Here is a 23,894-nt window from a genome sequence, read left to right as displayed (position 1 = left end):
ATTGGAGGTTTTGATTATGAAATTTGTTGACTTAAGTACAGCTATTGAAAGTAATTTACCATCAGATCCAGTAGGAATGATTCCAGAGATTGATTATCAAACACATGAGGATCAGATTGATTATATGCTAAGTTTCTTTGGAAATGCTACGACGGATGATTTACCCGGTGGTGTGGCATGGGCTTTAGAAAATGTTAAATTAACAACACATGCAGGCACCCATCTAGATGCTCCCTATCATTATCATCCTACAATGAACAATGGTGAGCGTGCATGGACTATTGATGAAGTTCCATTGGAATGGTGCTATGGAGATGGAGTGGTTGTTGATTTTACGGATAAACCCAACGGTTATGCAGCCACAATAGAAGATTTCAAGAAGGAATTTTCTCGTTTGAACTACAACTTGAAGCCAGGTGATATTGTTTTAGTAAATACTGGCGCTTCAAAAAAATGGGGAACGATTGATTATCTTTCTGCTGGTTGTGGTATGGGAAGAGAGGTAACTTTGTGGTTGATTAATCAGGGAATTCACATGATGGGAACGGATGCTTGGAGTTGGGATCGACCTTTAAAATTAGTCGGAAAAGAATTTGATGAAACGGGTGATAAAAGCATTATTTGGGAAGGACATTTTGCTGGAATTGAAAAAGCATATTGTCACATTGAAAAATTAGCTAATTTAGATCAAGTGCCAGCGACAGGCTTTAAATTTAGTTGTTTCCCGGTGAAAATTAAAGCTGCCAGTGCTGGGTGGATCCGTGCAGTCGCAATGTTTGATGAGAAAGATGGAGGTGCATAATGAAAGAAAAAGTTATTATTACTGTTGCTACAACAGGAGGATATACAACAAAAAAACATAATCCTAATGTTCCACTAACACCAACAGAAATTGCTGAAGAAGTCTATAAGTGTTATCAAGCTGGGGCGGCTATTGCCCATATTCATGTTAGAGATGAACAAGGAAACCCTACAATGGATTTCCAAAAATTCAAAGAAACTGTAGGATTAATTAGAGATAAATGCGATATTGTCATAAATATCACGACATCTGGCGGAACTGGATTTGGTGATGATGAACGAATGAAACCTTTTGTAGAATTGTTGCCAGAGATGGCAAGTTATGATTGTGGCACGATGAACTGGCAACACTCAACGGTTTTTGAAAATAGCCCTGCCTTTTTGGAAAAATTAGGCAAACAAATGCAAACATCACATGTTAAACCGGAAGTTGAGATATTTGATCCAGGAATGTTATATACAGCGTTGTACTATTTGGAAAAGGGTATTTTACAAAGTCCTTTACATTTCCAATTTGTGTTAGGAGCACCAGGTGGTATTGCCGCAACTGTTGAAAATTTAGTGTTTTTGAAAAGTTTGTTACCTGAAGATGCAACATGGAGTGCCTTTGGCATTGGAAAAGAAAGTACACCTATTTTGATGACTACACTAGCGCTAGGTGGGCATGTCCGTGTAGGTATGGAAGATAATAGTTATTTATTTAAAGGTCAACTGGCCAAATCTAATGTAGAATTTGTTAATCGTGCTAAGTTGTTGATTGAAGAATTAGGGAAAGTCGTTGCAACTCCAGATGAAGCACGTGCCTTATTGGAGCTTGAAAAAAAAGTTTAGAAAAAACAACTGTATTTTTTTGAGGATGTTGAAAAAGTTAAATAACGGAGCTGTATAAATTGGTGATCAATTTATACAGCGATTGTTGAGATTTATTGTCAATCCCATAGGTTGATCAAAATCTTCAAATGTCATTTTCCCTCTTTCTTTATATGCTTTAACCAATCAGTTGATCTGCCTTATTGATAGGTTTAGTTCAATGCAGGCTCTGATTTTTTGCTTCTTTTTTCAGCAACAGCTTTAATAGTATTGTTGGGGATTCGAACTATTTGGAACTTTGAAATTGCAAAAACAGTATTTGTCAAAGGTAATTACTTTTCTTTTTTTTACATTTCGCTCCTATCGTTCGGGGCTGACCCATAAGTCTCAAAAATAGTAAAAGGGAAACCAAAATCGATAAAAAGATTTGGGTTTCCTTATTTTTTTGTCTATCTATGTTAGTGCTTCAGAGAAGTCATATGTGTCAGAAGTAAGGAAGAGAATTTTGGCTCTTTGTCAAATAGGACTGATGAGTAAAAATTAGTTTGGAGCTAAGTAGAAGTGAACACTCCTGCTTGGTTCCTTTTTCCGTTATTTTATTTGTATTAAACCATTCATCATAAAATCGTGGAAAAACCATTTGTTAAATGAATATTCAAAAAATTACGCGAGAGCTGTTTATGGGATATTTTCTAAAAGCTTGACTAAAGCTAAAGAATTGGGAATGGTAAATGAAAATAGAACCCAACGCGTTGGGGCTATTTCAAAGGAAAAAGTGATAGTCGAATACTGGGAGAAAGAAGAATTTGAAAAAGTGATCGAAACATTCAATTTAGCGGATTGTTTAGAACATCTATATTTTGTAATGATATGGTTGTATTTTATGACCGGCTTGAGAGTTAATGAAGCAACAGCTTTAGTTTGGGATAGAGATATTGATTTGGATCAAGGAACACTGAGTGTGAAACATTCTTTGCGATTGAAAAGCAAAAATGATTGGAGCTTTGGTCCAACTAAAACGGAAGCGGGCAAACGGACGATATCTCTTGATGACGATACGATAGAAATTTTGAAGGATTGGAAACAACGTCAAGAACAGAACATAAACTCTGAACTAGTTCTATCATATGACGGAAAACCAATGATAAAAAGTACAATAAACAGGGTTGTAAAAAGACATGCAAAACTTGCTGGTGTGAAGGAAATACAACCGAAAGGTTTGCGGCATTCACATGCTTCATTATTGATCAATGAGCATAATATGAATGTCTTGATAATAAAAGAACGACTGGGTCATGAAGATGTCGAAACAACACTAGGAACATATTCGCATTTGTATCAAAGGAGTGATAATCAAGTCGCTAAAGCATTGAGTGGAACGGTAAAAATTGATACAGCGAAAAAATCGTTGACAAATTTTAACGGTAACCAACATTTTAAGCGATAAAAATGAAAAAGAAATGACATGCTACCAAATGCGCTACCACAAAATAATAAAACACTCTCAAACCCTTACGTATCAGTGGATTTGAGAGTGTTGTTGTTTATTCCCACTCTACTGTTGCCGGTGGCTTGCTGGTAATATCATACACCACACGATTGACATGAGGGACCTCATTTACTATTCTCACGCTGATTTTTTGCAACAGATCCCAGTCGATTCTAGCAAAGTCAGCTGTCATACCATCGACAGAAGTAATGGCCCGAATACCGATTGTGTAATCATAAGTACGGTTATCTCCAGTTACTCCCACGCTGCGAATGCCAGGCAAAACGGTGAAATATTGCCAAATGTCGCGATCTAAACCGGCATTGGCAATTTCTTCACGTAAGATGGCATCGCTATCCCGAACGATTTCTAACTTGTCTTCCGTCACTTCTCCCAATACACGAATGCCCAATCCGGGACCTGGGAACGGTTGGCGCCAGACGATCGAGTCAGGCATCCCCAATTCAGTTCCTAATGCACGAACTTCATCTTTGAAAAGTGTGTTTAGCGGTTCGATTAGCTGGAAAGTCATGTCTTCTGGCAATCCGCCTACATTATGATGAGACTTAATGACCTCTGCAGTTTCAGTGCCGCTTTCGATAACGTCTGTGTACAATGTTCCTTGGGCAAGGAATTCGATGCCGTCAAGTTTGGCAGCCTCGTCATCAAAAACATATATAAATTCGTTGCCGATGATTTTACGTTTTTGTTCCGGATCGGAAACACCGGCCAATTTATCGAGGAAACGTTTTTGTGCGTCTACTTTAATGATATTTAGACCAAATTTTCCAACGAGACTTTCCATGACTTCCTCTGCTTCGTTTTTGCGGAGCAAACCGTGGTCCACAAAAATACATGTCAGCTGATCGCCGATGGCTTTTTGGAGCAGCACTCCAACCACACTTGAATCCACTCCGCCGGATAGGGCAAGGAGGACTTTTTTATCTCCCACTGTTTCTCTGATTTTTGCGATTTCCAAATCGATGAAATTCTCCATAGACCAGTCGCCTTGACAACCGCAAATAGAGAAAGCAAAATTCTTTAACATGTCGTTCCCATGGACTGAGTGTTGAACTTCCGGATGGAATTGAACACCGTAGAATTTTTTCTCTTGATGTTCAACGGCCGCAAAAGGACAGTCGGAGCTGACTGCAACAACTTCAAACTCTGGGGGAAGACTTGTGACAGAATCCCCATGACTCATCCACACTTGCTGTCTGGAAGGCAGGCCCGCAAAAAGACCACTTGTTGTGTTGCTGATATCGATGAAGGCTTGACCGTTTTCTTGGACCCCAGCAGGTTCAACATTTCCGCCAAGGTATTCCGTCATTAACTGCATACCATAACAAATACCGAGAATCGGCAATCCTAAATTGAAAATTTCCGGGTCAACTTTGAACGCGTCATTTTTATAAACACTGTTTGGTCCCCCTGAAAAAATAATACCTTTTGCATTCATTTTTTTGATTTCTTCAGCGGTTGTCTTGTGACTCAATAATTCAGAAAAGACGCCAAATTCACGTATGCGGCGGGTGATTAGCTGATTGTATTGGCTGCCGAAATCCAATACAATGATAGTTTCTAATGAGGTGTTTTCTGTCAACAAAGCTCACTCTTTCTATAGTTAATATTTGGTTAAATAGATGTCGCTGATTTCATGGGAAGCCTGTTTGCGTAAAATCAAATCTGCATGGTGCCTGGTAGGCAAGATAAATTCATTTAAATTTCGCAGATTGACATTTTTCCAGACATCTTTTGCCATGGCTATTGCTTTTTCTTTTGGACCAATGGCGTAAGGATAATAAAAATTAGACGGGTTTTGGAACGAGGTCTCCAATAATGCCTCGAAACGATCCAGATACCATCTTTCAATCGTCTTTGGATCTGCATCAACAAAAATAGAAAAATCAAAAAAATCACTCATATAAATTTGTTGATTGGAAGGCAGCTGGAGGACATTGATTCCCTCAACAATCAGAATATCAGGTTCAACGATTTCTTGGTATTGATTTGGTACGATATCATAGATGTCATGGGAATAAATCGGAAGCTTGATTTTCGGTTTTCCGCTTTTTACTTCACCAAGAAAATTAATCAAAAGCTCCATATCATAACTTTCCGGAAATCCCTTATCGTTCATCAATCCGCGTTCTTGTAAAACTCGATTAGGATAAAGAAATCCGTCTGTTGTCACCAGATGGACATTTCTCCTTTTAAAAGTGCGCGACAGCATCATTTGAAGCAAGCGGGCCGTCGTACTTTTTCCTACAGCCACACTTCCTGCAATGCCAATGATAAATGGGGGCACATCTTGAAACGATTGAATAAACAGACCTTTACTTAGCTGAAGCGATTCATATTCCTTCATATACAGCTTGATAAGATGGGTGATAGGGATATAAATTTCCTGAACATCTTGCAGAGAAATCTTGTCGTTGAAACTTTTTATCTCCTGCAGTTCTTCTTCAGTTAAAGGTGGGACACCGTTGCGATAAAAACTTTTCCATTCTTCACGAGAAAACCGGTGATATTTTCTCGATTCATTGATATTCATAATTCAACCGCCTTTACTTTACGATAATCATAAGTCACATTTTAACATATTTTTATTAATTGTACTTAAAATTTATGAAGAATCAATAACTTGTCAGAGAAATATCAGATAAAAACTTTTTTTCTAAAGTCAGATCCCTTAGACGGTTATTTTTACGTTCAAGATAGTTTTCCGCAATGGTCTTTTCCTCGTTGGTTTCAGGTCTGATGGTGGGAATCACATAATCCTCTGGGAGATCTTCGCCTACAACGACAAATGTGGTAAAACAGGTAGCGGCTAAATAGCGCTGGTTGTTGAGTAAATCTTCCCCGGAAACCTTGACAAAAATTTCCATGGATTTAGTTCCGGTGCCGGTGACAAAAGCTTCCAGCGTCAAGGCATGATTAGACGGAATAGGTGCTAAAAAATTCAGACGGTCGGTAGAAGCAGTGACTACTGTTTTCTTAGTGTGACGTAAGGCAGTAATCGCCGCACAACTGTCGATATAGGACATTAATTTCCCGCCATACAATGTATTATGACTGTTAGTGTCTTGAGGGAAGACCAAATGAGTTTGAATCGTGCGCGAATCCCGGCAAAATTTTTCAGTTTTATTTTCGTTCTGCATGTAAATAAAAGCTCCTTATGCTATGATAATTGAAAAATAATAGTATGAGTATAGCATAAATATGGCTATTTGTGAGAAAGGATGGAACAACTTGGCTAAAATTATTTTGTTTGGGGACAGTATTACTGCCGGCTGGAATGAGGAAGGCATCACGGATGCATTGACCAGCAAAGTGGCAGCAGCATTTTCCGAAGATCATGTCATCAACGCCGGTATACCTGGAGACACCACGGCAGACGGACTAAAACGTTTGGAGGAGCATGTCTTGCGTTATCAGCCTGATATCGTGACTCTATTTTTTGGTGCCAATGATGTGGCAATCGACCGGTTGATGAGTTTAAATAAATACCTTGCGAATCTGTCAGTCATGATCGAAAAAATCGGTCCTGAAAAAGTCATCTTATTCAGCGCTCCTTATACGAAACAAGCAGTCAGAAAATTTGATCGTCCATTAAGCCGCTGCAGAAAATTTTCTGATGGGCTGGCTGAGCTAGCAAAAGAGAGACAGCTGCCTTTCGTGAGTGTTCTGGATGAGATGATTCACTCTGAACAGGCGGACGAGTGGCTGCAGGAAGACGGCTTGCACTTTTCAGAATTTGGTTATGAAAAACTGACAGAGCTATTCCAGCAGAAAATTATGGAGAAAAAGAGGAAATGGAACCATGACTGAACATTATTTTACACACACTCCTGAGACACCCCACGACAGAGAACAGTGGTCGTTTGAACTGAAAGGGCAAATATTTCAATTTATCACTGACAGTCATGTTTTTTCAAAAAAGACTGTAGACTTTGGCAGCCGTGTATTGATTGACACTTTTTCGGATGAAGATTTGCCGACTGGGAAAATTTTGGATGTGGGTTGCGGTTATGGACCTATCGGATTAGCATTGGCGTACAGTACCAATCGGTCGGTGGAGATGGTAGATGTCAATGAACGTGCGGTGGCATTAGCTGCTGAAAATGCGGTTCTCAATGGTATCAAAGAAGCGGATATCCATATTTCTAATATTTATGACGATGTTCATTTGGAAGAATATGCTGCAATCGTCAGCAACCCGCCGATTCGCGCCGGCAAACAAGTGGTTCATAGTATTCTTGAGGGGTCCTATCGACTGCTCGCCAAAGGAGGAACTTTGACTGTGGTGATACAAAAAAAGCAGGGAGCTCCCAGTGCCCAGAAAAAAATGCGGGAAGTTTTCGGCAATGTGGAAGTAGTGACCAGAGATAAAGGTTACTTTATTTTAAAAAGCCTTAAAATAAACGAACAATAATATAAGCAACAAGCTGTTTTTCAATCAAAATATTTTGGCACAGGAAATATTGAGTCGGCTGATAGACTTTTGATTATCCCATCATTAAAAAGGAACGTAAAAAATTATCATAGAGATTTTGCTTTGTCCGTTTAAACTCTAAAAAACGAAGCGTCAAAAAAACTTGAATTTACTAATGATTTATATTATACTGTTTAAGGTTATGTAAAAATACATGACTAATACCACATCTCAAAGGATGGATGAAGGGGTGCTTCATCAGAAGTCTTTCATGCAGTTGACTTTGAGAGAGGAAAATAAAACCAAATTGGAGGAAACAAAACATGGCAGTAATCAGTATGAAACAATTACTAGAATCAGGTGTGCATTTTGGACACCAAACACGTCGTTGGAACCCTAAGATGAAGAAATATATCTTCACTGAAAGAAACGGGATTTACATCATCGACTTGCAAAAAACAGTTCGTCTTGTTGACGATGCTTACAACTATATGAAAAATGTTGCCGAAGAAGGCGGCGTGGCTCTTTTTGTAGGAACTAAGAAGCAAGCACAAGAAGCAATCAAGGAAGAGGCCGAAAGAGCAGGTCAATTTTACGTCAACCATCGTTGGTTGGGTGGAACATTGACTAACTGGGACACAATCCAAAAACGTATCGGTCGTCTAAAAGAAATCGATAAAATGGAAGAAGATGGCATTTTTGAAGTATTGCCTAAAAAAGAAGTTGCCGGCCTAATCAAACAACGTGAACGTCTGCAAAAATTCTTGGGCGGTATCGCTGACATGCCTAGAATTCCTGATGTTATCTTTATCGTAGACCCTCGTAAAGAGCGCATTGCAGTTCAAGAAGCTCGCAAACTAAATATTCCGATTGTTGCAATGGTTGACACTAACTGCGACCCAGACGAAATCGATGTAGTTATCCCTTCAAACGATGATGCTATCCGTGCAGTAAAACTGATTTCCGGGAAAATGGCAGATGCTTTCATCGAAGGACGTCAAGGTGAAGACGATGTTGTTGAGGAAACTTTTGTAGCTGAAACAGAAACAGAAGAAGCCCCAAAAGCTGAATCTATGGAAGAAATCGTAGAAGTAGTCGAAGGCGACAACGCTGAATAATCAATCATAAAAATAGAGTGTCTCAAAGGCTATGAAGTAGTTGGCGAACGATAGTAGCCCCGCTTTACCTTTGAGACTTTTTTGTAAAAGAAAATACTTTGGGAGGCAAATGAAAAAATGGCACAAAAAATTACAGCAGCAATGGTAAAAGAGTTACGCGATAAGACAGGCGTAGGCATGATGGATGCTAAAAGAGCGCTTGTTGAAGTTGATGGAGATATGGATAAAGCTGTGGACCACTTGAGAGAATCAGGTTTGGCGAAAGCAGCTAAAAAAGGCGACCGTATCGCAGCAGAAGGTCTGGCAAATATCCATGTGGCAGGTAACGTGGCAGCTGTTGTAGAAATAAATTCTGAAACAGACTTCGTTGCTAAAAACGACCAATTTAAAGAGTTAGTAGCTAACATCGCTAGATTAGTAGCAGAAAACAAACCGGCTGATATGACTGAGGCTTTGGCTATCGCTACTGAAAATGGCACGATCGAGAAAGAAATTCTTGAAGCGACCACAGTAATTGGTGAAAGAATTGCTTTCCGCCGTTTCGAAATCGTTGAAAAAAATGACGATCAAGTTTTCGGTGCTTATCTTCATGCCGGCGGAACGATTGCAGTTGTAACTGTACTGGACGGATCAGATGAAAACGTAGCGAAAGATATCGCAATGCACGTTGCAGCTATCAATCCTCGTTACTTGACTAAAGATCAAGTGCCAGCAGAAGAGTTAGAGCACGAAAAGAAAATTTTGACTGAACAAGCATTGAACGAAGGCAAACCGGAAAAAATCGTTGAAAAAATGGTAATCGGCCGTATGAATAAATTCTTGGCAGAGATTTGCTTGGTAGATCAGCCTTTTGTTAAAGATCCAGATGTGACTGTTGCAAAATATGTGGCAGCCAACAACACTGAAGTTAAAGGGTTCGTCCGTTTTGAAGTAGGCGAAGGTCTTGAAAAACGTGAAGAAAACTTTGCTGACGAAGTAAGAAGTCAAATGAAATAAGAGTTATCTTGTCATAAAAATTGGGAAGCCGCTGTCATAAGTGCGCTCCCTTTTTTTAGGTAAATTCACCGGTAACCAGTGTGAGTTGCAAGTAAAATATGCTAAAATAGATTCAGTACAAAATTGGAGGTAATCGGATGTCTAGTCCAAAATATCAACGTGTCGTATTAAAATTGAGTGGAGAAGCCCTTGCCGGGGATACTGGTTTTGGAATCAAACCACCCACAATCGAAGAAATCGGAAAAGAGATCAAAGACGTTCATAAATTAGGTGTGCAAATCGCAATCGTTGTCGGCGGCGGAAATATCTGGCGCGGGAATATCGGCGCTGAAATGGGGATGGAGCGTGCCCAAGCTGACTACATGGGCATGTTAGCCACAGTAATGAATGCTCTTGCACTGCAAGATGTACTGGAAAACCTTGGTGTGCCTACCCGTGTCCAATCGTCTATCGAGATGCGTCAAATCGCAGAACCTTATATCCGCAGACGGGCTATCCGTCATTTGGAAAAAGGACGGGTAGTTATTTTTGCAGGCGGCACAGGCAATCCATATTTTTCAACAGATACTACGGCTGCATTACGTGCAGCGGAAATCGACGCAGATGTTATTTTGATGGCTAAAAACAATGTGGACGGTGTGTACTCTGCTGATCCGAAGCAAGTTGTTGATGCGACGAAATTTAAAGAACTGACACATCTGGACGTGATTTCAAAAGGGCTGGCAGTGATGGACTCCACCGCAAGTTCTCTGAGTATGGATAATGACATCCCATTAGTCGTGTTCAATTTGAATGAGCACGGCAATATTAAACGAGCAGTTTTAGGTGAAGATATCGGAACGACAGTGAGGGGGAAGTAAGATGGTACAAACAGTATTAAAAGATGCGAAAGAAAGAATGACGAAATCTGAGGAAAATCTTCAGCGGGAGCTTGGCTACATCCGGGCCGGCCGGGCGAATGCCAGTATTTTGGACCGTGTGGAAGTAATGTATTACGGTGCCATGACACCGTTGAATCAACTAGCACAAATTACCATTCCTGAGGCACGTGTACTTATGATCACGCCTTTTGATAAAAATTCTTTGGAAGACGTAGAAAAAGCTATTTTAGCCAGCGACTTAGGATTAAGTCCAGCTAATGACGGAAACGTGATTCGTCTGGTGATTCCGCAGCTAACCGAGGAGCGCCGGAAGGAACTTGCCAAAGAGGTTGGGAAATATGCTGAGAATGCTAAGATTTCTGTCCGAAATATTCGCCGGGATGCCATCGATGAGTTAAAAAAGATGGAAAAGAGCAAAGAAATTTCTGAAGATGACCTGCATAAATTAGAAAAAGATGTGCAAGATATCACAGATAAAAGTACAGCCAACATTGATAAAATTACAGAAGCAAAAGAACAAGAGCTATTGGAAGTTTAAAAAAGTCTTACTTTCTCATCTTGAGAAAGTAAGACTTTTTATGTTTATTTTTTTGGACGCGGAAATCTTAATGGACGTTTTCGTCCTTTGGGTTTTTGCCGGGGCATTTTTGTTGATGTCTGACTGCCAAAGACCTGTTTCCTTCGTCGCTGCCGGTTCATATTTAGCTTACTCATGGAGATACTCCTTTCCAATGATGACAGCTAAACTTACAGAGCGGGCTGGAAATCAGAAGATATGTCAGAAAAGACTATCTTAACGAAATGCCGCTATTTTCGATTTTCGGCACGCATAAAGAAGATTTTGAAGATGGTTTTTAAGCCAACTTCAAAAGTATCCATGATGCGGATAAAGAAAATGTCGAATTAAGTGTTTTTCCATGCAACACCTTGCAAGGCGAAGCTATCATCAATTATATAATTTGGATAGGGCAAAACGCTTTAATTGTCAATTTTCTTCTCCTCCTTTGGCATTCGTTCTAGTGCCATTGTATGAAGATAAGCATCGAAAGTCAATATTTTCCTTATTAGGTGCTAATTTTGTTAAATTTTACTTTAGCTTGAAGGATAAATCATCTGTATCAACGAATTTGTGTAGGTTTTTCAAGTTCTTTTTGCTACAATAATGAAGATAGAAAGAAAAAGGAAGGATGGGTAACAATGTTTCGTTTGTTTCCTCAAAAAGAACGCTATATGGAAGCAGAAGAAGGGCAGTCATTTGACCCTGAACGACCTGTGCCTAATCACGTCGCTGTCATTATGGACGGTAACGGACGCTGGGCTCAAAATCGACGCCTGCCTCGAGTTGCCGGACACCGGGAAGGGATGAACAACGTAAAAAAAATTACGAGGCATGCCAGTCATATGGGGATTAAAGTTTTGACCCTCTATGCTTTTTCTACTGAAAATTGGAAACGTCCGGAGAAGGAAGTGGACTTCCTGATGCAGCTGCCGGTAGATTTTTTTGATGAATTTGTCCCGGAACTGATTAAAGAAAATGTGAGAGTAAATGTCATGGGGTATACTGAATATCTCCCGGAACATACTCAAAAAGCTGTTAAAGACGCGGTAGCACAAACAGCTGGGAGTACAGGGATGATTTTAAATTTTGCATTGAATTATGGCAGTCGTGCTGAAATGCTGACTGGGATTAATCAAATCGTGACAGAAGTGCGGGCAGGAGAACTGACCGGAGAAATCACGGAGGAATTGTTCTCGCAGTATTTGATGACAGCCAGCTTAGGCGTTGAGTGGCAAGACCCTGACTTGTTGATCCGGACCAGCGGGGAAGAAAGAATCAGTAATTTTCTGCTTTGGCAAATCGCCTATAGCGAATTGTATTTTTCGCCAGCCTATTGGCCGGATTTTGATGAAAAGCACTTTAACGATGCGATTGGGAGTTTTCAACATCGGGATCGCCGCTTTGGCGGTCTAAAGTCTAAAAAGAATGGTAAGGAGACTACAGAAGAATGAAACAAAGAGTCATCACCGCCGTCGTTGCCTTAGCCCTTTTTGTACCGATTGTATGGTATGGCGGCTGGGCTTTTGAATTGACGGTCGCTGCTTTGGCAGTGATTGGTGTACACGAGTTGTTCAAAATGAATGGTTTGCGATTAGTGAGTATGGAAGGAGTTCTATCTGCTGCGGGGGCTGTTGCCTTAGTTTTGCCCAGAGAAAAGTGGTTTTTCTTTTTTCCTCAAAGCATGTCCAATTTCCATCTGTTTTATTTGATAGTACTGTTGCTGTTGTGCATGGCGGTTTTTTCGAAAAATACCTACACTTTTGAAAATGCAGCCTTTCCAGTGCTGGTGAGTTTGTATGTCGGTGTGGGATTTCAAAGCTTTGTTTCAGCCAGGGGCAGCGGTTCGGAATTTTTATATATCATTTACGGTCTTGCAGTGGTTTGGGCAACAGACATCGGCGCCTATATGATCGGAAGGAAAATCGGGAAACACAAACTTGCCCCTCATATTTCTCCGAATAAGACTATTGAAGGTTCCGTCGGTGGAGTGATTTGTGCCGTGCTCATGGCTTGCTTAGTGATTTTCGTCTATCCGTCCAAAACGGGATTTAATTACCCATGGACGATCATGCTAGCCGTCACCGTAGTCTTGTCTATGGCCGGACAGATGGGCGATTTAGTGGAATCAGCCTTTAAACGCCACTTTGGTGTTAAAGATTCAGGAAATTTATTGCCCGGACATGGAGGAATTTTGGATCGCTTTGATAGTTTGCTGTTTGTTTTTCCTTTGATGAGCTTTTTAGGGATTTTTTAGGTGAGGAAGCGGAATTATAACTCGAAATAAAAGAACGAGTTTTCTCTCAGATGTTTTACTATAGGAAAGGAGAGTGTTGAATTATTTATGAAAGCTGTATTAGTTTTTTTGTTTGTTTTTGGCTTGATCGTAATCATGCATGAATTAGGACATTTTCTTTTTGCTAAATGGTCTGGGATTCTGGTACGTGAGTTTGCTATCGGTGTAGGGCCTAAACTGTTTTCTTATCAAGATAAGTCGGGAACGACCTATACGATCAGGATATTGCCGTTAGGCGGATATGTTCGGATGGCAGGACTTGGAGAGGAAGAAGTAGAGTTGAATCCCGGGACAGCCATCTCTCTAGAATTAAATGACCAGCAGGAAGTAATTAGAATAAATACGAGCAGTAAGGTTCAGTTGGCTAATAGTGTGCCGATGGAAGTCTTGGAAGTAGACTTGGAGGAAAAACTATTTGTCAAAGGTTATCTCAATGGAGACGAAGAAAAAGAAACAGTTTATTCCGTCATCCACGACGCGATGATTATTGAAGAGGACGGTACGGAAGTCCGTATTGCCCCCGTTGATGTCCAGTTTCAGTCGGCTAAATTATATCAGCGGATGCTGACAAACTTCGCTGGTCCTTTGTTTAATTTTATTTTGACTTTTATCTTGTTTGTGATTATGTTGACTTATCAGGGTGGTATCTATACGCCCAGCAATCAAATCGCCGGCGTGAGTGAAGACAGTCCGGCAATGGAAGCTGGATTGAAAGACGGGGATAAAATTATTTCCATTGCAGGAGAAAAGATTGATGCCTATGCTGATATTGGCAAAGCGGTTCAAAAAAATGCTGACACAACTGTTCCGATTGTTGTTGACAGAGACGGAGAGGAAAAAACTCTTTCCATTACTCCGAAAAAGATGACGGATAATGGGGAGCAAAGAGTGATGATTGGTATCACATCTGGTGTTGAACTGGAGCAGTTAGGGATTGCCGGGACAATTAAGGAGGCAGGCAGACAGACAAAGAAAAACGCATTATTGATTTTTAATTTGTTAAGGGATTTATTGGGCAGTTTCAGTTTAGATAAATTGGGCGGACCGGTGATGATTTTTCAGGCTTCTTCAGAGATAGCCAATCAAAATATCATCGCCATTCTAAGTTTTACTGCAGTATTAAGCGTCAACTTGGGGATTATGAATTTGCTGCCGATTCCAATGCTGGACGGCGGGAAATTATTGTTTAATTTGGTAGAAGGGATTAGACGGAAGCCATTGAGTCCGGAATGGGAGATGCGGATTACAATGGTAGGGGCTGCCTTTTTGATTGGGCTGATGGTATTAGTAATGTGGAATGACATTATGAGATTTTTAGGCAGATAGTTTTTACTTTGGGAGGAAAAGAAATGAAACAGTCTAAAATGTTGGTACCGACATTGCGTGAAGAACCAAGCGACGCGGAAGCTTTAAGTCACCGGATGCTGCTCCGGGCAGGGTATATCCGGCAAGTAGCAAGCGGGATTTACAGCTATTTACCTTTGGCACAGAAAGTTTTAGAACGTATCAAAAGAATCGTTCGGGAAGAACTTGAGAAAATCGATGCGGTAGAAATGACTATGCCAGCCTTGTTGCCGGCGGAGTTGTGGCAGGAAACTGGTCGTTATGACACCTATGGAGAACTACTGTTTAAATTGAAAGACCGTGCCAAGCATGAGTATTTGCTGGGGCCGACTCATGAAGAAGCATTTACTGAATTGATCAGCAATGAAATCACTTCGTATAAACGCTTGCCGTTGACACTCTATCAGATACAAACTAAGTATCGTGATGAAAGCCGGCCAAGATTTGGCTTGCTTCGCTGTCGTGAATTTATAATGAAAGATGCCTACTCTTTTCATGCTTCCGAGGAAAGTTTAGATAATGTCTATCGGCAGTTTGAAGCCGCCTATACGAAAATTTTTGCACGTTGCGGTTTAGATTTCAGTGTCATCATTGGCGATGGGGGTGCTATGGGAGGCGGAGAGTCCAAAGAATTTATGGCGCTGTCGGATATCGGTGAAGACACGATTTGTTATTCTACCAGCGGAGACTACGTTGCCAACTTGGAGATGGCATCAAGTCTGTATACACCTAAACATAAAGGGGAGACACTGCAGGATTTGGAAAAAATCGCCACCCCTGATTGCGACACTGTGGAACAGCTGACCGAATATATTGGTATTCCCGCTGACAAAGTCTTTAAGTCGATTTTATTTATAGCAGACGAGAAGCCGGTTTTAGCTGTGGTGCGGGGCGACCACGAAGTAAATGAAATAAAATTACGGCATGCGGTGGGGGCAAGCGTGTTGGAGCGGGCAGGAAACAGTCAAGCTTTAGAATTTCTTGGGGCTGATTTCGGTTCTCTCGGACCGGTGGGAATTCCGGACACGATTAAAATCTATGCCGATTTGCATACCCAAGATATTGAAAACGGTATAACCGGTGCCAACGAAGACGGTTATCACTTCAAACATGTAAATGTGGGCCGGGATTTTGAGCCAGATATTTTTGAAGATATCCGTTTGGTACAAGAAGGGGATCCCTCACCTGATGGAGAGGGTGTCTTGGCTTTTACGAAAGGAATCGAAATCGGCCATATCTTTAAATTGGGCGCACGCTATAGTGTGGATATGGAAGCGGAAGTTCTTGATGAAAAAGGACGGAAAACACCCGTCATCATGGGGTGTTACGGCATTGGAGTCTCTCGGTTGGTTGCCGCAATCGCAGAACAAAATATTGACGAAGGCGGTTTGAAGTGGCCGCTGGCAATCGCTCCTTTTGATTTGCATCTAGTTCCCCTTAATCTGAAAGATATGTATCAAAGCGCTCTAACAGATGAGATTTATCAGACAATGGTAGAGGCAGGTTATCAGGTACTGATTGACGACCGCAATGAGCGTGCCGGTGTGAAGTTTATGGATGCCGATTTGATCGGTTTGCCTATCCGTATCACGATTGGTAAAAAAGCCGCAGACGGTGTAGTTGAAGTCAAAATTCGCAATACTGGCGAGATGATTGAAGTGCGTAAGGATGAGCTGGTCAGTACACTTCATATTTTATTGAAGTCGAAAGATTAGACTCTGCCTTGGAAATAAAATCAAAAAAGAGTATAATATAAAAGAAAAGAGGCAATCAACAAAACCTTTTTGTTGGATGTCTCTTTCTTTTAGGAAATCCACATCTGAACCCGATAAGTTCTTAATACAAATAGACTTTGCGTTGCGTATCAGCGTTTTTAGCTGATTTCAGTTGACCTTGAGTCAGCTAGGGACTTATCCGAAAGTAGGATTTAGTGATAAGAAGGAGGACGAGCTGATGGCTTTAAACCCCTACGAACTTTTTCAAAAATTATTAGACCAGATCGACCCGGAGCAAGAACTGCATGAGGTCCCTTTGATGAAAGAAGGGCAGATCAAGAAGGTAATCGTAAAAAAGCAAAGCCGGATTTGGGAATTTCACTTTGCTTTCTTTGAGTTGTTGCCTATTGAGTTGCTGCAAAAATTTACGTTGAAGCTTCACCGGGGATTTTCCGGAATCGCAACGATTGAGCTGAATATTATAGCAGACAACAACCAATACACAGAACAGCAGCTTCAGGAATATTGGCAGTATTGTATCCAGCAGAGCAACGGGAATAAATCAATGATTAACGGTTCTTTGCAGGGTGTTTTACCAGTAATTGCTGGTGAACAGATCATCGTTTCGCTGGAAAAAGAAGGACTGCTATCCTATTTGGAAACGCAGTTTTTCCCTGAAATAGCTAAATGTTATGAACAGTTTGGTTTTCCCAAGTTTAAAATCATTCCTAAGTTAGATCACCGTTTAGCGGAGGCGCGCCGACTGGAATTTGAGCAAAAACAAAAAGATCAACAGGAAAAAATGATGGAAGCTGCGGCTCAGGCGATTGTAAAAAATGATCAAATCAAGCAGCAGAAAAAAAATGAGCCGGCTGTGCTGGAAGGACCTGTTCAACTGGGAAGAAATATTCCCAATGATGAACCTATCACTCCTATGGCGGAAATTTTGGAAGAAGAACGCCGGGTGACCATTGAAGGTTATGTGTTCGATGCTGAAGCCAGAGATCTCCGTTCAGGAAGACAGATTTTGATAATCAAAATGACAGACTATACGTCCTCTTTCATTGTGAAGAAATTTTCCAATGGGGAGAGAGACGAAGCGGTTTTTGCGAACATCAAAAAAGGGATGTGGCTGAAAGCGCGAGGCAGTGTGCAGGAAGACACGTTTATGCGTGATTTGGTGATGAACGGGCAGGATTTGATAGAAGTCAAGAAAGCAGTCCGTCAAGATAAAGCGCCTGATGATAAAAAGCGTGTGGAATTTCATGCCCATACCAACATGAGTACTATGGATGCACTACCCAGTGCAGCCGATTTAGTTAAAAAGGCCGCAGACTGGGGGATGCCTGCGATTGCCATCACAGATCATGGCGGGGCACAGGCCTTTCCGGATGCGCACCATGCGGGCCAAAAACATGGGGTGAAAATTATGTATGGCGTGGAAGCCAACATCATTGATGACGGTGTGCCGATTGCTTACAACGAAGCAGACATCCTTTTATCTGATGCCACCTATGTAGTTTTTGACGTGGAGACCACAGGTTTGTCAGCCGTTTATGATACGATTATCGAGCTGGCAGGCGTAAAGATGCAAAAAGGCAACATCATTGAAACCTTTGAGGAGTTTATCGACCCTGGACATCCCCTGTCTCAAACAACGATTAATTTGACGGGAATCACTGATGATATGGTCCGCGGATCAAAATCGGAAGAAGAAGTGCTCCGCCTGTTTAAAGATTTTTGCGACGATGCGGTTTTAGTTGCCCATAATGCCAGTTTTGATATGGGCTTTCTTAATACCAGTTATGAAAAATACGATTTGCCTGAAGCACCTAATTCCGTAATCGATACACTAGAGTTGTCGCGGTTTTTACACCCCCAATGGAAAAGTCACCGGTTAAATACATTGGCCAAAAAATACGGCGTCCATCTGGAGCAGCATCACCGGGCAATTTACGACTCTGAAACTACCAGTTATTTGTGCTGGCTCTTTATCAAAAAAGCGGAAGAAGAGCACGGCATCTTGAAACATAACGAGCTGAATGCTCATGTAGGCGAAGGAGATGCTTATAAAAGAGCGCGTCCGTTCCATGGAGTGATCATGGCGAAAAATCAAAAAGGTTTAAAAAATCTGTTTAAAATTATTTCTGCTTCCAATGTGGAATATTTTTACCGGGTTCCAAGAGTGCCCCGCTCATTAATCAGTGAGATGCGTGACGGATTGATGGTGGGTTCGGCTTGCAGCAACGGGGAAATTTTCGAAGCGATGATGCAGAAAGGCTATGAAGAAGCGCGTCGTCGGGCGGAATTTTATGATTACATAGAAATCATGCCTAAACCCGTTTATGCTCCCTTGCTTCAACAGGAATTAGTAAAAAGCGAGGAAGATTTAGAAGAAATCATCGGTAATTTAGTCCAAATTGGCAAAGATTTGAACAAGCCGGTAATCGCAACGGGCAATGTCCACTACCTTGAGCAAACGGATAAAATCTATCGGCAAGTATTGATTAATTCCATGGGGGGAGCGAACCCGCTAAACCGCTATGACTTGCCTGATGTTCAATTCCGGACAACAGATGAGATGTTGGAAGAGTTTGCCTTTTTGGGCAAAGATAAAGCAATGGAAGTGGTGGTCAGCAATACTCAGGAGCTGGCGGCATCATTTGATGAAGTCTCCCCGGTCAAGACCGAACTGTATACGCCGAAAATCGAAGGTTCTGAAGAGGAAATCACCAATTTAAGTTACAATGAAGCCAGACGGTTATATGGGGATCCATTGCCGGATATTGTTGAAAAACGTCTAAAAAAAGAATTAGATAGTATTATCGGTAACGGATTTTCAGTGATCTATTTGATTTCTCAAAAATTAGTTCATAAAAGTATTAGCGACGGCTATTTAGTCGGTTCTCGCGGGTCAGTAGGCTCAAGTTTTGTTGCTACAATGACAGGAATCACAGAGGTCAATCCTCTCGCTCCCCATTACCGCTGTCCTGAGTGCCAATATTCGGAATTCTTTGAAGACGGGTCGGTTGGTTCTGGTTTCGATTTGCCTGAAAAAAAATGTCCGAAATGCGGGTGCCGTTTAGCCAAAGACGGGCACGACATTCCTTTTGAAACGTTCCTAGGATTTTATGGAGACAAAGTTCCCGATATAGATTTGAATTTCTCAGGGGATTATCAGCCGAAAGCACACGATTATACGAAGGAGCTTTTTGGTGAAGAGTATGTCTATCGTGCGGGAACCATTGGAACAGTTGCAGATAAGACGGCCTTTGGCTTTGCGAAAGGATTTGAAAGAGATTTTAATTTAAACTTGCGCAGTGCCGAGATAGATCGGTTAGCTAAAGGGGCTACCGGGGTCAAGCGGACGACTGGGCAGCATCCGGGCGGGATCATCGTCATCCCTGATTATATGGATGTTTATGATTTTACCCCTATCCAGTATCCGGCGGACGATCAGGAAGCAGAATGGAAAACGACTCACTTTGATTTCCACTCCATTCACGATAACGTACTGAAACTAGATATTCTCGGACATGATGATCCGACCATGATCCGTATGTTGCAGGATTTGTCTGGAATCGACCCTCAGACTATTCCCACTGATGATCCGGAAGTAATGAAAATATTCTCAGGCCCCGAAGTGCTTGGTGTCGATAGTGCCCAAATTTTTTCTAAAACAGGCTCTTTAGGTATCCCGGAATTCGGTACGAAATTTGTCAGAGGGATGCTTGAACAGACCCATCCCACAACTTTTGCCGAATTGCTCCAAATTTCAGGGTTGTCTCATGGAACGGATGTTTGGCTGGGCAATGCAGAGGAATTGATTCGTCAGGGACGGGCTAATTTAGCGGAAGTTATCGGCTGTCGTGACGATATCATGGTTTATCTGATTCACAATGGACTGGAAGATGGCTTGGCTTTTAAAATTATGGAAAGCGTGCGAAAAGGCAAGGGGATTCCTGACGACTGGCAAACCTCTATGCGTGAAGAAGGGATTCCGGAGTGGTATATCGATTCTTGTCTTAAAATTAAGTACATGTTTCCGAAAGCCCATGCGGCTGCCTATGTGTTAATGGCCTTGCGGGTGGCTTACTTTAAAGTTCATTTTCCTGTTTTGTATTATGCAGCTTACTTTTCAGTGCGGGCAGTCGACTTTGATCTAGTTGCCATGTCCAAAGGTAAAGAAGCGGTAAAAGCCCGCATGAAAGAAATCATGGACAAAGGGTTGGAAGCTTCTACCAAAGAAAAAAATCTGCTGACCGTTTTGGAAATTGCTAACGAAATGCTTGAACGAGGCTTCGAATTTAAAATGGTTGATTTGTATAAATCTGATGCTAACGATTTTATTATTGAGGGGAATGCACTTATTGCACCTTTCCGCGCAATCCCCAGTTTAGGTGAAAACGTGGCGAAACAAATCATCGCTGCACGAGAAGAAAAAGAGTTTCTTTCTAAAGAAGATCTGTCCACCAGAGGAAAAGTTTCTAAAACCATCATTGAGTACCTTTCAGAAAATGGTGTATTAGACGGGATGCCGGAGGAAAATCAATTATCATTATTTGATATGTTGTAACACTAACGATTCATCAGAGAAGGCTTTAAGGATTTTGAAAAAATAAACATACTGATTGACTAATAGGATATGAAAGGCGGCCGAAAATTTCGTGCCGCTTTTTGTCCCGGATGAAATCGGAAATAGTGAAAATGATTACTGACTTTTAAGCATGATTAAGTTCACTAGGTATTGATTCATCTGACGGATTGGCAATTTGACAGAGGGTACTTTAAACACTAAGTAGGAAACAAAGACTAATCACGCTTATGAGAAATCCGTTTCAAAGAAGAAAGGTTTGAACAAACACAGACTACTTTCTTGAAAAATAAGATACTTATATAGTATGATACTTGTAGAAGGTAAGAAGGAGGCGAGAAAATGACAAGTGATAAAGTAACACACGCAGTGGCTGAATTAAAAAAATCAGACATAAGAATCACACCACAAAGACATGCGATTTTAGAATATTTAATTGACAGTGACAACCATCCGACCGCTGACGAAATTTATCAAGTTCTAGTCTCTCGTTTTCCGAATATGAGTGTGGCAACTGTTTATAATAATCTAAGACTGTTTACTAAAATTGGCATCGTAAAGGAAATGGCTTATGGAGATGCATCAAGCAGATTTGATTTCAGCTCTCAGCAGCATTATCACGCTATTTGTGAGTCTTGCGGAAAAATTGTCGATACATTTTATCCTGGATTGGAAGATGTGGAAGTCGCAGTCGAAAGACTTACTGGCTTTCAGATAAAAGAGCATCGTATGGAGCTTTACGGCTTGTGCCCAGAGTGCCAAAAAAAATTAGAGAATCAACAATAGATTTTTAGTTGCTTTTTAACACAGGACTTGATATAGTAATAAGAGTCCCTAGGACGATGTTGTCTTGTGTTGAAAAGCTTTTTTTATTTAAAAAAATAGTTTGACAAACAAACGAGGCCATGATAGACTGTAAAAGTTGTCTCGTTAAAAAGTGTGCAAAAAAACTTTTAAAAAAGTTAACAAAAGTAGTTGACATACTCAACTAATGATGCTAATATTTAGAAGTTGTCGCAACAAGGCAACCGACAGCTTTTGCGGCTGTCACGTAGACCTTTGAAAACTGAACAATGAATAAGACGAACCAAATGTGTAGGGGGTTTACTTCTAGTAAAACCATACTAAATTTAGTGAAGTCAATTCGCTAGCAAAATATTTAATGAGCTAAACATCGCAAGATGTAATCATACTTTTATTGAGAGTTTGATCCTGGCTCAGGACGAACGCTGGCGGCGTGCCTAATACATGCAAGTCGAACGCTTTTTCTTTCACCGGAGCTTGCTCCATCGAAAGAAAAAGAGTGGCGGACGGGTGAGTAACACGTGGGTAACTTGCCCATCAGAGGGGGATAACACTTGGAAACAGGTGCTAATACCGCATAATTCCAGTGACCGCATGGTCATCGGATGAAAGACGCTTTCGGGTGTCACTGATGGATAGACCCGCGCTGCATTAGCTAGTTGGTGGGGTAAGGGCTCACCAAGGCCATGATGCATAGCCGACCTGAGAGGGTGATCGGCCACACTGGGACTGAGACACGGCCCAGACTCCTACGGGAGGCAGCAGTAGGGAATCTTCGGCAATGGACGCAAGTCTGACCGAGCAACGCCGCGTGAGTGAAGAAGGTTTTCGGATCGTAAAACTCTGTTGTTAGAGAAGAATCAGCGGGAGGGTAACTATTCCCGCCCTGACGGTATCTAACCAGAAAGCCACGGCTAACTACGTGCCAGCAGCCGCGGTAATACGTAGGTGGCAAGCGTTGTCCGGATTTATTGGGCGTAAAGCGAGCGCAGGCGGTTCCTTAAGTCTGATGTGAAAGCCCCCGGCTCAACCGGGGAAGGTCATTGGAAACTGGGGAACTTGAGTGCAGAAGAGGAGAGTGGAATTCCATGTGTAGCGGTGAAATGCGTAGATATATGGAGGAACACCAGTGGCGAAGGCGACTCTCTGGTCTGTAACTGACGCTGAGGCTCGAAAGCGTGGGGAGCAAACAGGATTAGATACCCTGGTAGTCCACGCCGTAAACGATGAGTGCTAAGTGTTGGAGGGTTTCCGCCCTTCAGTGCTGCAGTAAACGCATTAAGCACTCCGCCTGGGGAGTACGGCCGCAAGGCTGAAACTCAAAGGAATTGACGGGGGCCCGCACAAGCGGTGGAGCATGTGGTTTAATTCGAAGCAACGCGAAGAACCTTACCAGGTCTTGACATCCTTTGACCACTCTGGAGACAGAGCTTTCCCTTCGGGGACAAAGAGACAGGTGGTGCATGGTTGTCGTCAGCTCGTGTCGTGAGATGTTGGGTTAAGTCCCGCAACGAGCGCAACCCTTATTGTTAGTTGCCATCATTCAGTTGGGCACTCTAGCGAGACTGCCGGTGACAAACCGGAGGAAGGTGGGGATGACGTCAAATCATCATGCCCCTTATGACCTGGGCTACACACGTGCTACAATGGACAGTACAATGAGTTGCGAGACCGCGAGGTTTAGCTAATCTCTTAAAACTGTTCTCAGTTCGGATTGCAGGCTGCAACTCGCCTGCATGAAGCCGGAATCGCTAGTAATCGCGGATCAGAACGCCGCGGTGAATACGTTCCCGGGCCTTGTACACACCGCCCGTCACACCACGAGAGTTTGTAACACCCAAAGTCGGTGAGGTAACCTTCGGGAGCCAGCCGCCTAAGGTGGGATAGATGATTGGGGTGAAGTCGTAACAAGGTAGCCGTATCGGAAGGTGCGGCTGGATCACCTCCTTTCTAAGGAATAAGAGCCAGACATTGTTCTGGCTGCGGAAACTACACACGTCTTAAACATTGTTCAGTTTTGAGAGGTCTACTCTCAAAGCTTTATTTTTTTCTATT

Annotated in this window: 19 protein-coding genes and 1 rRNA gene; 16 read left to right on the top strand and 4 right to left on the bottom strand. The window is 41.8% G+C overall.

The genetic code is table 11. From position 1 onward, the window contains the following. Positions 1-16 precede the first annotated feature (16 nt). The 3 genes from AC4PHI_RS09995 to AC4PHI_RS09985 all read left to right on the top strand — a co-directional run bounded on the left by AC4PHI_RS09995 (position 17) and on the right by AC4PHI_RS09985 (position 3,058). Positions 17-802 (top strand): cyclase family protein, encoded by a 786-nt coding sequence (locus AC4PHI_RS09995; protein ID WP_492199750.1) that lies wholly within the window; start codon positions 17-19, stop codon positions 800-802. Further along, positions 802-1,632, top strand: coding sequence for a beta-keto acid cleavage family enzyme (locus tag AC4PHI_RS09990; RefSeq protein ID WP_492199749.1), 831 nt, complete (start codon positions 802-804; stop codon positions 1,630-1,632). The genes AC4PHI_RS09995 and AC4PHI_RS09990 overlap by 1 nt, the downstream gene beginning before the upstream one ends. A gap of 619 nt (positions 1,633-2,251) precedes the next feature. Next, complete coding sequence (locus AC4PHI_RS09985) at positions 2,252-3,058, top strand: site-specific integrase (RefSeq protein WP_492199748.1); 807 nt, start codon at positions 2,252-2,254, stop codon at positions 3,056-3,058. Positions 3,059-3,155: 97 nt separating this feature from the next. On the opposite strand, the gene guaA is transcribed toward AC4PHI_RS09985, so the two are convergent. The 3 genes from guaA to AC4PHI_RS09970 all read right to left on the bottom strand — a co-directional run bounded on the left by guaA (position 3,156) and on the right by AC4PHI_RS09970 (position 6,261). Next, a complete protein-coding gene (guaA, locus tag AC4PHI_RS09980) occupies positions 3,156-4,706 on the bottom strand; it encodes a glutamine-hydrolyzing GMP synthase (protein ID WP_492199747.1) in 1,551 nt (516 codons plus the stop codon). A gap of 18 nt (positions 4,707-4,724) precedes the next feature. Next, entirely contained in the window at positions 4,725-5,648 is a 924-nt protein-coding gene (coaA, locus tag AC4PHI_RS09975) for a type I pantothenate kinase (RefSeq protein ID WP_492201579.1), read from the bottom strand. Between the two features lie 88 nt (positions 5,649-5,736). Then, entirely contained in the window at positions 5,737-6,261 is a 525-nt protein-coding gene (locus AC4PHI_RS09970) for an acyl-CoA thioesterase (protein WP_492199746.1), read from the bottom strand. 91 nt (positions 6,262-6,352) lie between these two features. Here AC4PHI_RS09970 and AC4PHI_RS09965 point away from each other — a divergent pair, with 91 nt between their 5' ends. The 6 genes from AC4PHI_RS09965 (at position 6,353) to frr (ending at position 11,068) form a co-directional block, all read left to right on the top strand. Continuing rightward, positions 6,353-6,931, top strand: a complete 579-nt coding sequence (locus tag AC4PHI_RS09965) for an SGNH/GDSL hydrolase family protein (protein WP_492199745.1) — start codon at positions 6,353-6,355, stop codon at positions 6,929-6,931. Next, positions 6,924-7,535, top strand: coding sequence for a class I SAM-dependent methyltransferase (locus tag AC4PHI_RS09960; protein WP_492199744.1), 612 nt, complete (start codon positions 6,924-6,926; stop codon positions 7,533-7,535). The genes AC4PHI_RS09965 and AC4PHI_RS09960 overlap by 8 nt, the downstream gene beginning before the upstream one ends. 323 nt (positions 7,536-7,858) lie before the next feature. Continuing rightward, positions 7,859-8,653: a 30S ribosomal protein S2 gene (gene rpsB / locus AC4PHI_RS09955; RefSeq protein WP_492199743.1), complete on the top strand. Its 795-nt coding sequence runs from the start codon at positions 7,859-7,861 to the stop codon at positions 8,651-8,653. A 117-nt stretch (positions 8,654-8,770) separates the two neighbouring features. Further along, complete coding sequence (gene tsf / locus AC4PHI_RS09950) at positions 8,771-9,649, top strand: translation elongation factor Ts (protein ID WP_492199742.1); 879 nt, start codon at positions 8,771-8,773, stop codon at positions 9,647-9,649. A gap of 137 nt (positions 9,650-9,786) precedes the next feature. Continuing rightward, on the top strand, positions 9,787-10,509 hold the full coding sequence (gene pyrH / locus AC4PHI_RS09945) for a UMP kinase (RefSeq protein WP_492199741.1): 723 nt from the start codon (positions 9,787-9,789) through the stop codon (positions 10,507-10,509). 1 nt (position 10,510) lies between these two features. Further along, complete coding sequence (gene frr / locus AC4PHI_RS09940) at positions 10,511-11,068, top strand: ribosome recycling factor (protein ID WP_492199740.1); 558 nt, start codon at positions 10,511-10,513, stop codon at positions 11,066-11,068. A 44-nt stretch (positions 11,069-11,112) separates the two neighbouring features. Here frr and AC4PHI_RS09935 read toward each other — a convergent pair whose 3' ends face one another. Next, on the bottom strand, positions 11,113-11,244 hold the full coding sequence (locus tag AC4PHI_RS09935) for a hypothetical protein (protein ID WP_492199739.1): 132 nt from the start codon (positions 11,242-11,244) through the stop codon (positions 11,113-11,115). A gap of 483 nt (positions 11,245-11,727) precedes the next feature. On the opposite strand from AC4PHI_RS09935, the gene uppS reads away from it, so the two are divergent. The 7 genes from uppS (at position 11,728) to AC4PHI_RS09900 (ending at position 23,789) form a co-directional block, all read left to right on the top strand. Next, the gene (gene uppS, locus AC4PHI_RS09930) at positions 11,728-12,540 is read left to right on the top strand and encodes an undecaprenyl pyrophosphate synthase (RefSeq protein WP_492199738.1); all 813 of its coding nucleotides are present in this window, start codon (positions 11,728-11,730) and stop codon (positions 12,538-12,540) included. Further along, the gene (locus tag AC4PHI_RS09925; protein ID WP_492199737.1) at positions 12,537-13,343 is read left to right on the top strand and encodes a phosphatidate cytidylyltransferase; all 807 of its coding nucleotides are present in this window, start codon (positions 12,537-12,539) and stop codon (positions 13,341-13,343) included. Before uppS ends, AC4PHI_RS09925 begins: the two co-directional genes overlap by 4 nt. An 87-nt stretch (positions 13,344-13,430) precedes the next feature. After that, entirely contained in the window at positions 13,431-14,708 is a 1,278-nt protein-coding gene (gene rseP / locus AC4PHI_RS09920) for an RIP metalloprotease RseP (protein WP_492199736.1), read from the top strand. Between the two features lie 23 nt (positions 14,709-14,731). Continuing rightward, positions 14,732-16,441 carry a proline--tRNA ligase gene (locus tag AC4PHI_RS09915; RefSeq protein WP_492199735.1) on the top strand — a complete coding sequence of 570 codons (1,710 nt, stop codon included), beginning with the start codon at positions 14,732-14,734 and terminating at the stop codon, positions 16,439-16,441. Positions 16,442-16,679: 238 nt separating this feature from the next. Beyond that, positions 16,680-21,017: a PolC-type DNA polymerase III gene (locus AC4PHI_RS09910; RefSeq protein WP_492199734.1), complete on the top strand. Its 4,338-nt coding sequence runs from the start codon at positions 16,680-16,682 to the stop codon at positions 21,015-21,017. A 360-nt stretch (positions 21,018-21,377) separates the two neighbouring features. Further along, on the top strand, positions 21,378-21,821 hold the full coding sequence (locus AC4PHI_RS09905; protein ID WP_492199733.1) for a Fur family transcriptional regulator: 444 nt from the start codon (positions 21,378-21,380) through the stop codon (positions 21,819-21,821). A gap of 408 nt (positions 21,822-22,229) precedes the next feature. Further along, positions 22,230-23,789, top strand: a 16S ribosomal RNA gene (locus tag AC4PHI_RS09900). Positions 23,790-23,894: the final 105 nt, after the last annotated feature.

Source organism: Vagococcus sp. QWL-13 (genome assembly GCF_058683555.1).
The sequence above is the reverse complement of the archived record's forward strand: the minus strand, read 5'-3'. Positions and strand labels throughout refer to the sequence as shown.

Excerpts from the sequence above, each read along its gene's own strand:
- pyrH (WP_492199741.1), top strand. The coding sequence starts at position 9,787 with ATGTCTAGTCCAAAATATCAACGTGTCGTATTAAAATTGAGTGGAGAA.
- AC4PHI_RS09915 (WP_492199735.1), top strand. The coding sequence starts at position 14,732 with ATGAAACAGTCTAAAATGTTGGTACCGACATTGCGTGAAGAACCAAGC.
- uppS (WP_492199738.1), top strand. The coding sequence starts at position 11,728 with ATGTTTCGTTTGTTTCCTCAAAAAGAACGCTATATGGAAGCAGAAGAA.
- rseP (WP_492199736.1), top strand. The coding sequence starts at position 13,431 with ATGAAAGCTGTATTAGTTTTTTTGTTTGTTTTTGGCTTGATCGTAATC.
- rpsB (WP_492199743.1), top strand. The coding sequence starts at position 7,859 with ATGGCAGTAATCAGTATGAAACAATTACTAGAATCAGGTGTGCATTTT.
- AC4PHI_RS09990 (WP_492199749.1), top strand. The coding sequence starts at position 802 with ATGAAAGAAAAAGTTATTATTACTGTTGCTACAACAGGAGGATATACA.
- AC4PHI_RS09910 (WP_492199734.1), top strand. The coding sequence starts at position 16,680 with ATGGCTTTAAACCCCTACGAACTTTTTCAAAAATTATTAGACCAGATC.
- AC4PHI_RS09905 (WP_492199733.1), top strand. The coding sequence starts at position 21,378 with ATGACAAGTGATAAAGTAACACACGCAGTGGCTGAATTAAAAAAATCA.
- AC4PHI_RS09960 (WP_492199744.1), top strand. The coding sequence starts at position 6,924 with ATGACTGAACATTATTTTACACACACTCCTGAGACACCCCACGACAGA.
- AC4PHI_RS09970 (WP_492199746.1), bottom strand. The coding sequence starts at position 6,261 with ATGCAGAACGAAAATAAAACTGAAAAATTTTGCCGGGATTCGCGCACG.
- AC4PHI_RS09925 (WP_492199737.1), top strand. The coding sequence starts at position 12,537 with ATGAAACAAAGAGTCATCACCGCCGTCGTTGCCTTAGCCCTTTTTGTA.
- AC4PHI_RS09995 (WP_492199750.1), top strand. The coding sequence starts at position 17 with ATGAAATTTGTTGACTTAAGTACAGCTATTGAAAGTAATTTACCATCA.
- tsf (WP_492199742.1), top strand. The coding sequence starts at position 8,771 with ATGGCACAAAAAATTACAGCAGCAATGGTAAAAGAGTTACGCGATAAG.
- AC4PHI_RS09935 (WP_492199739.1), bottom strand. The coding sequence starts at position 11,244 with ATGAGTAAGCTAAATATGAACCGGCAGCGACGAAGGAAACAGGTCTTT.
- frr (WP_492199740.1), top strand. The coding sequence starts at position 10,511 with ATGGTACAAACAGTATTAAAAGATGCGAAAGAAAGAATGACGAAATCT.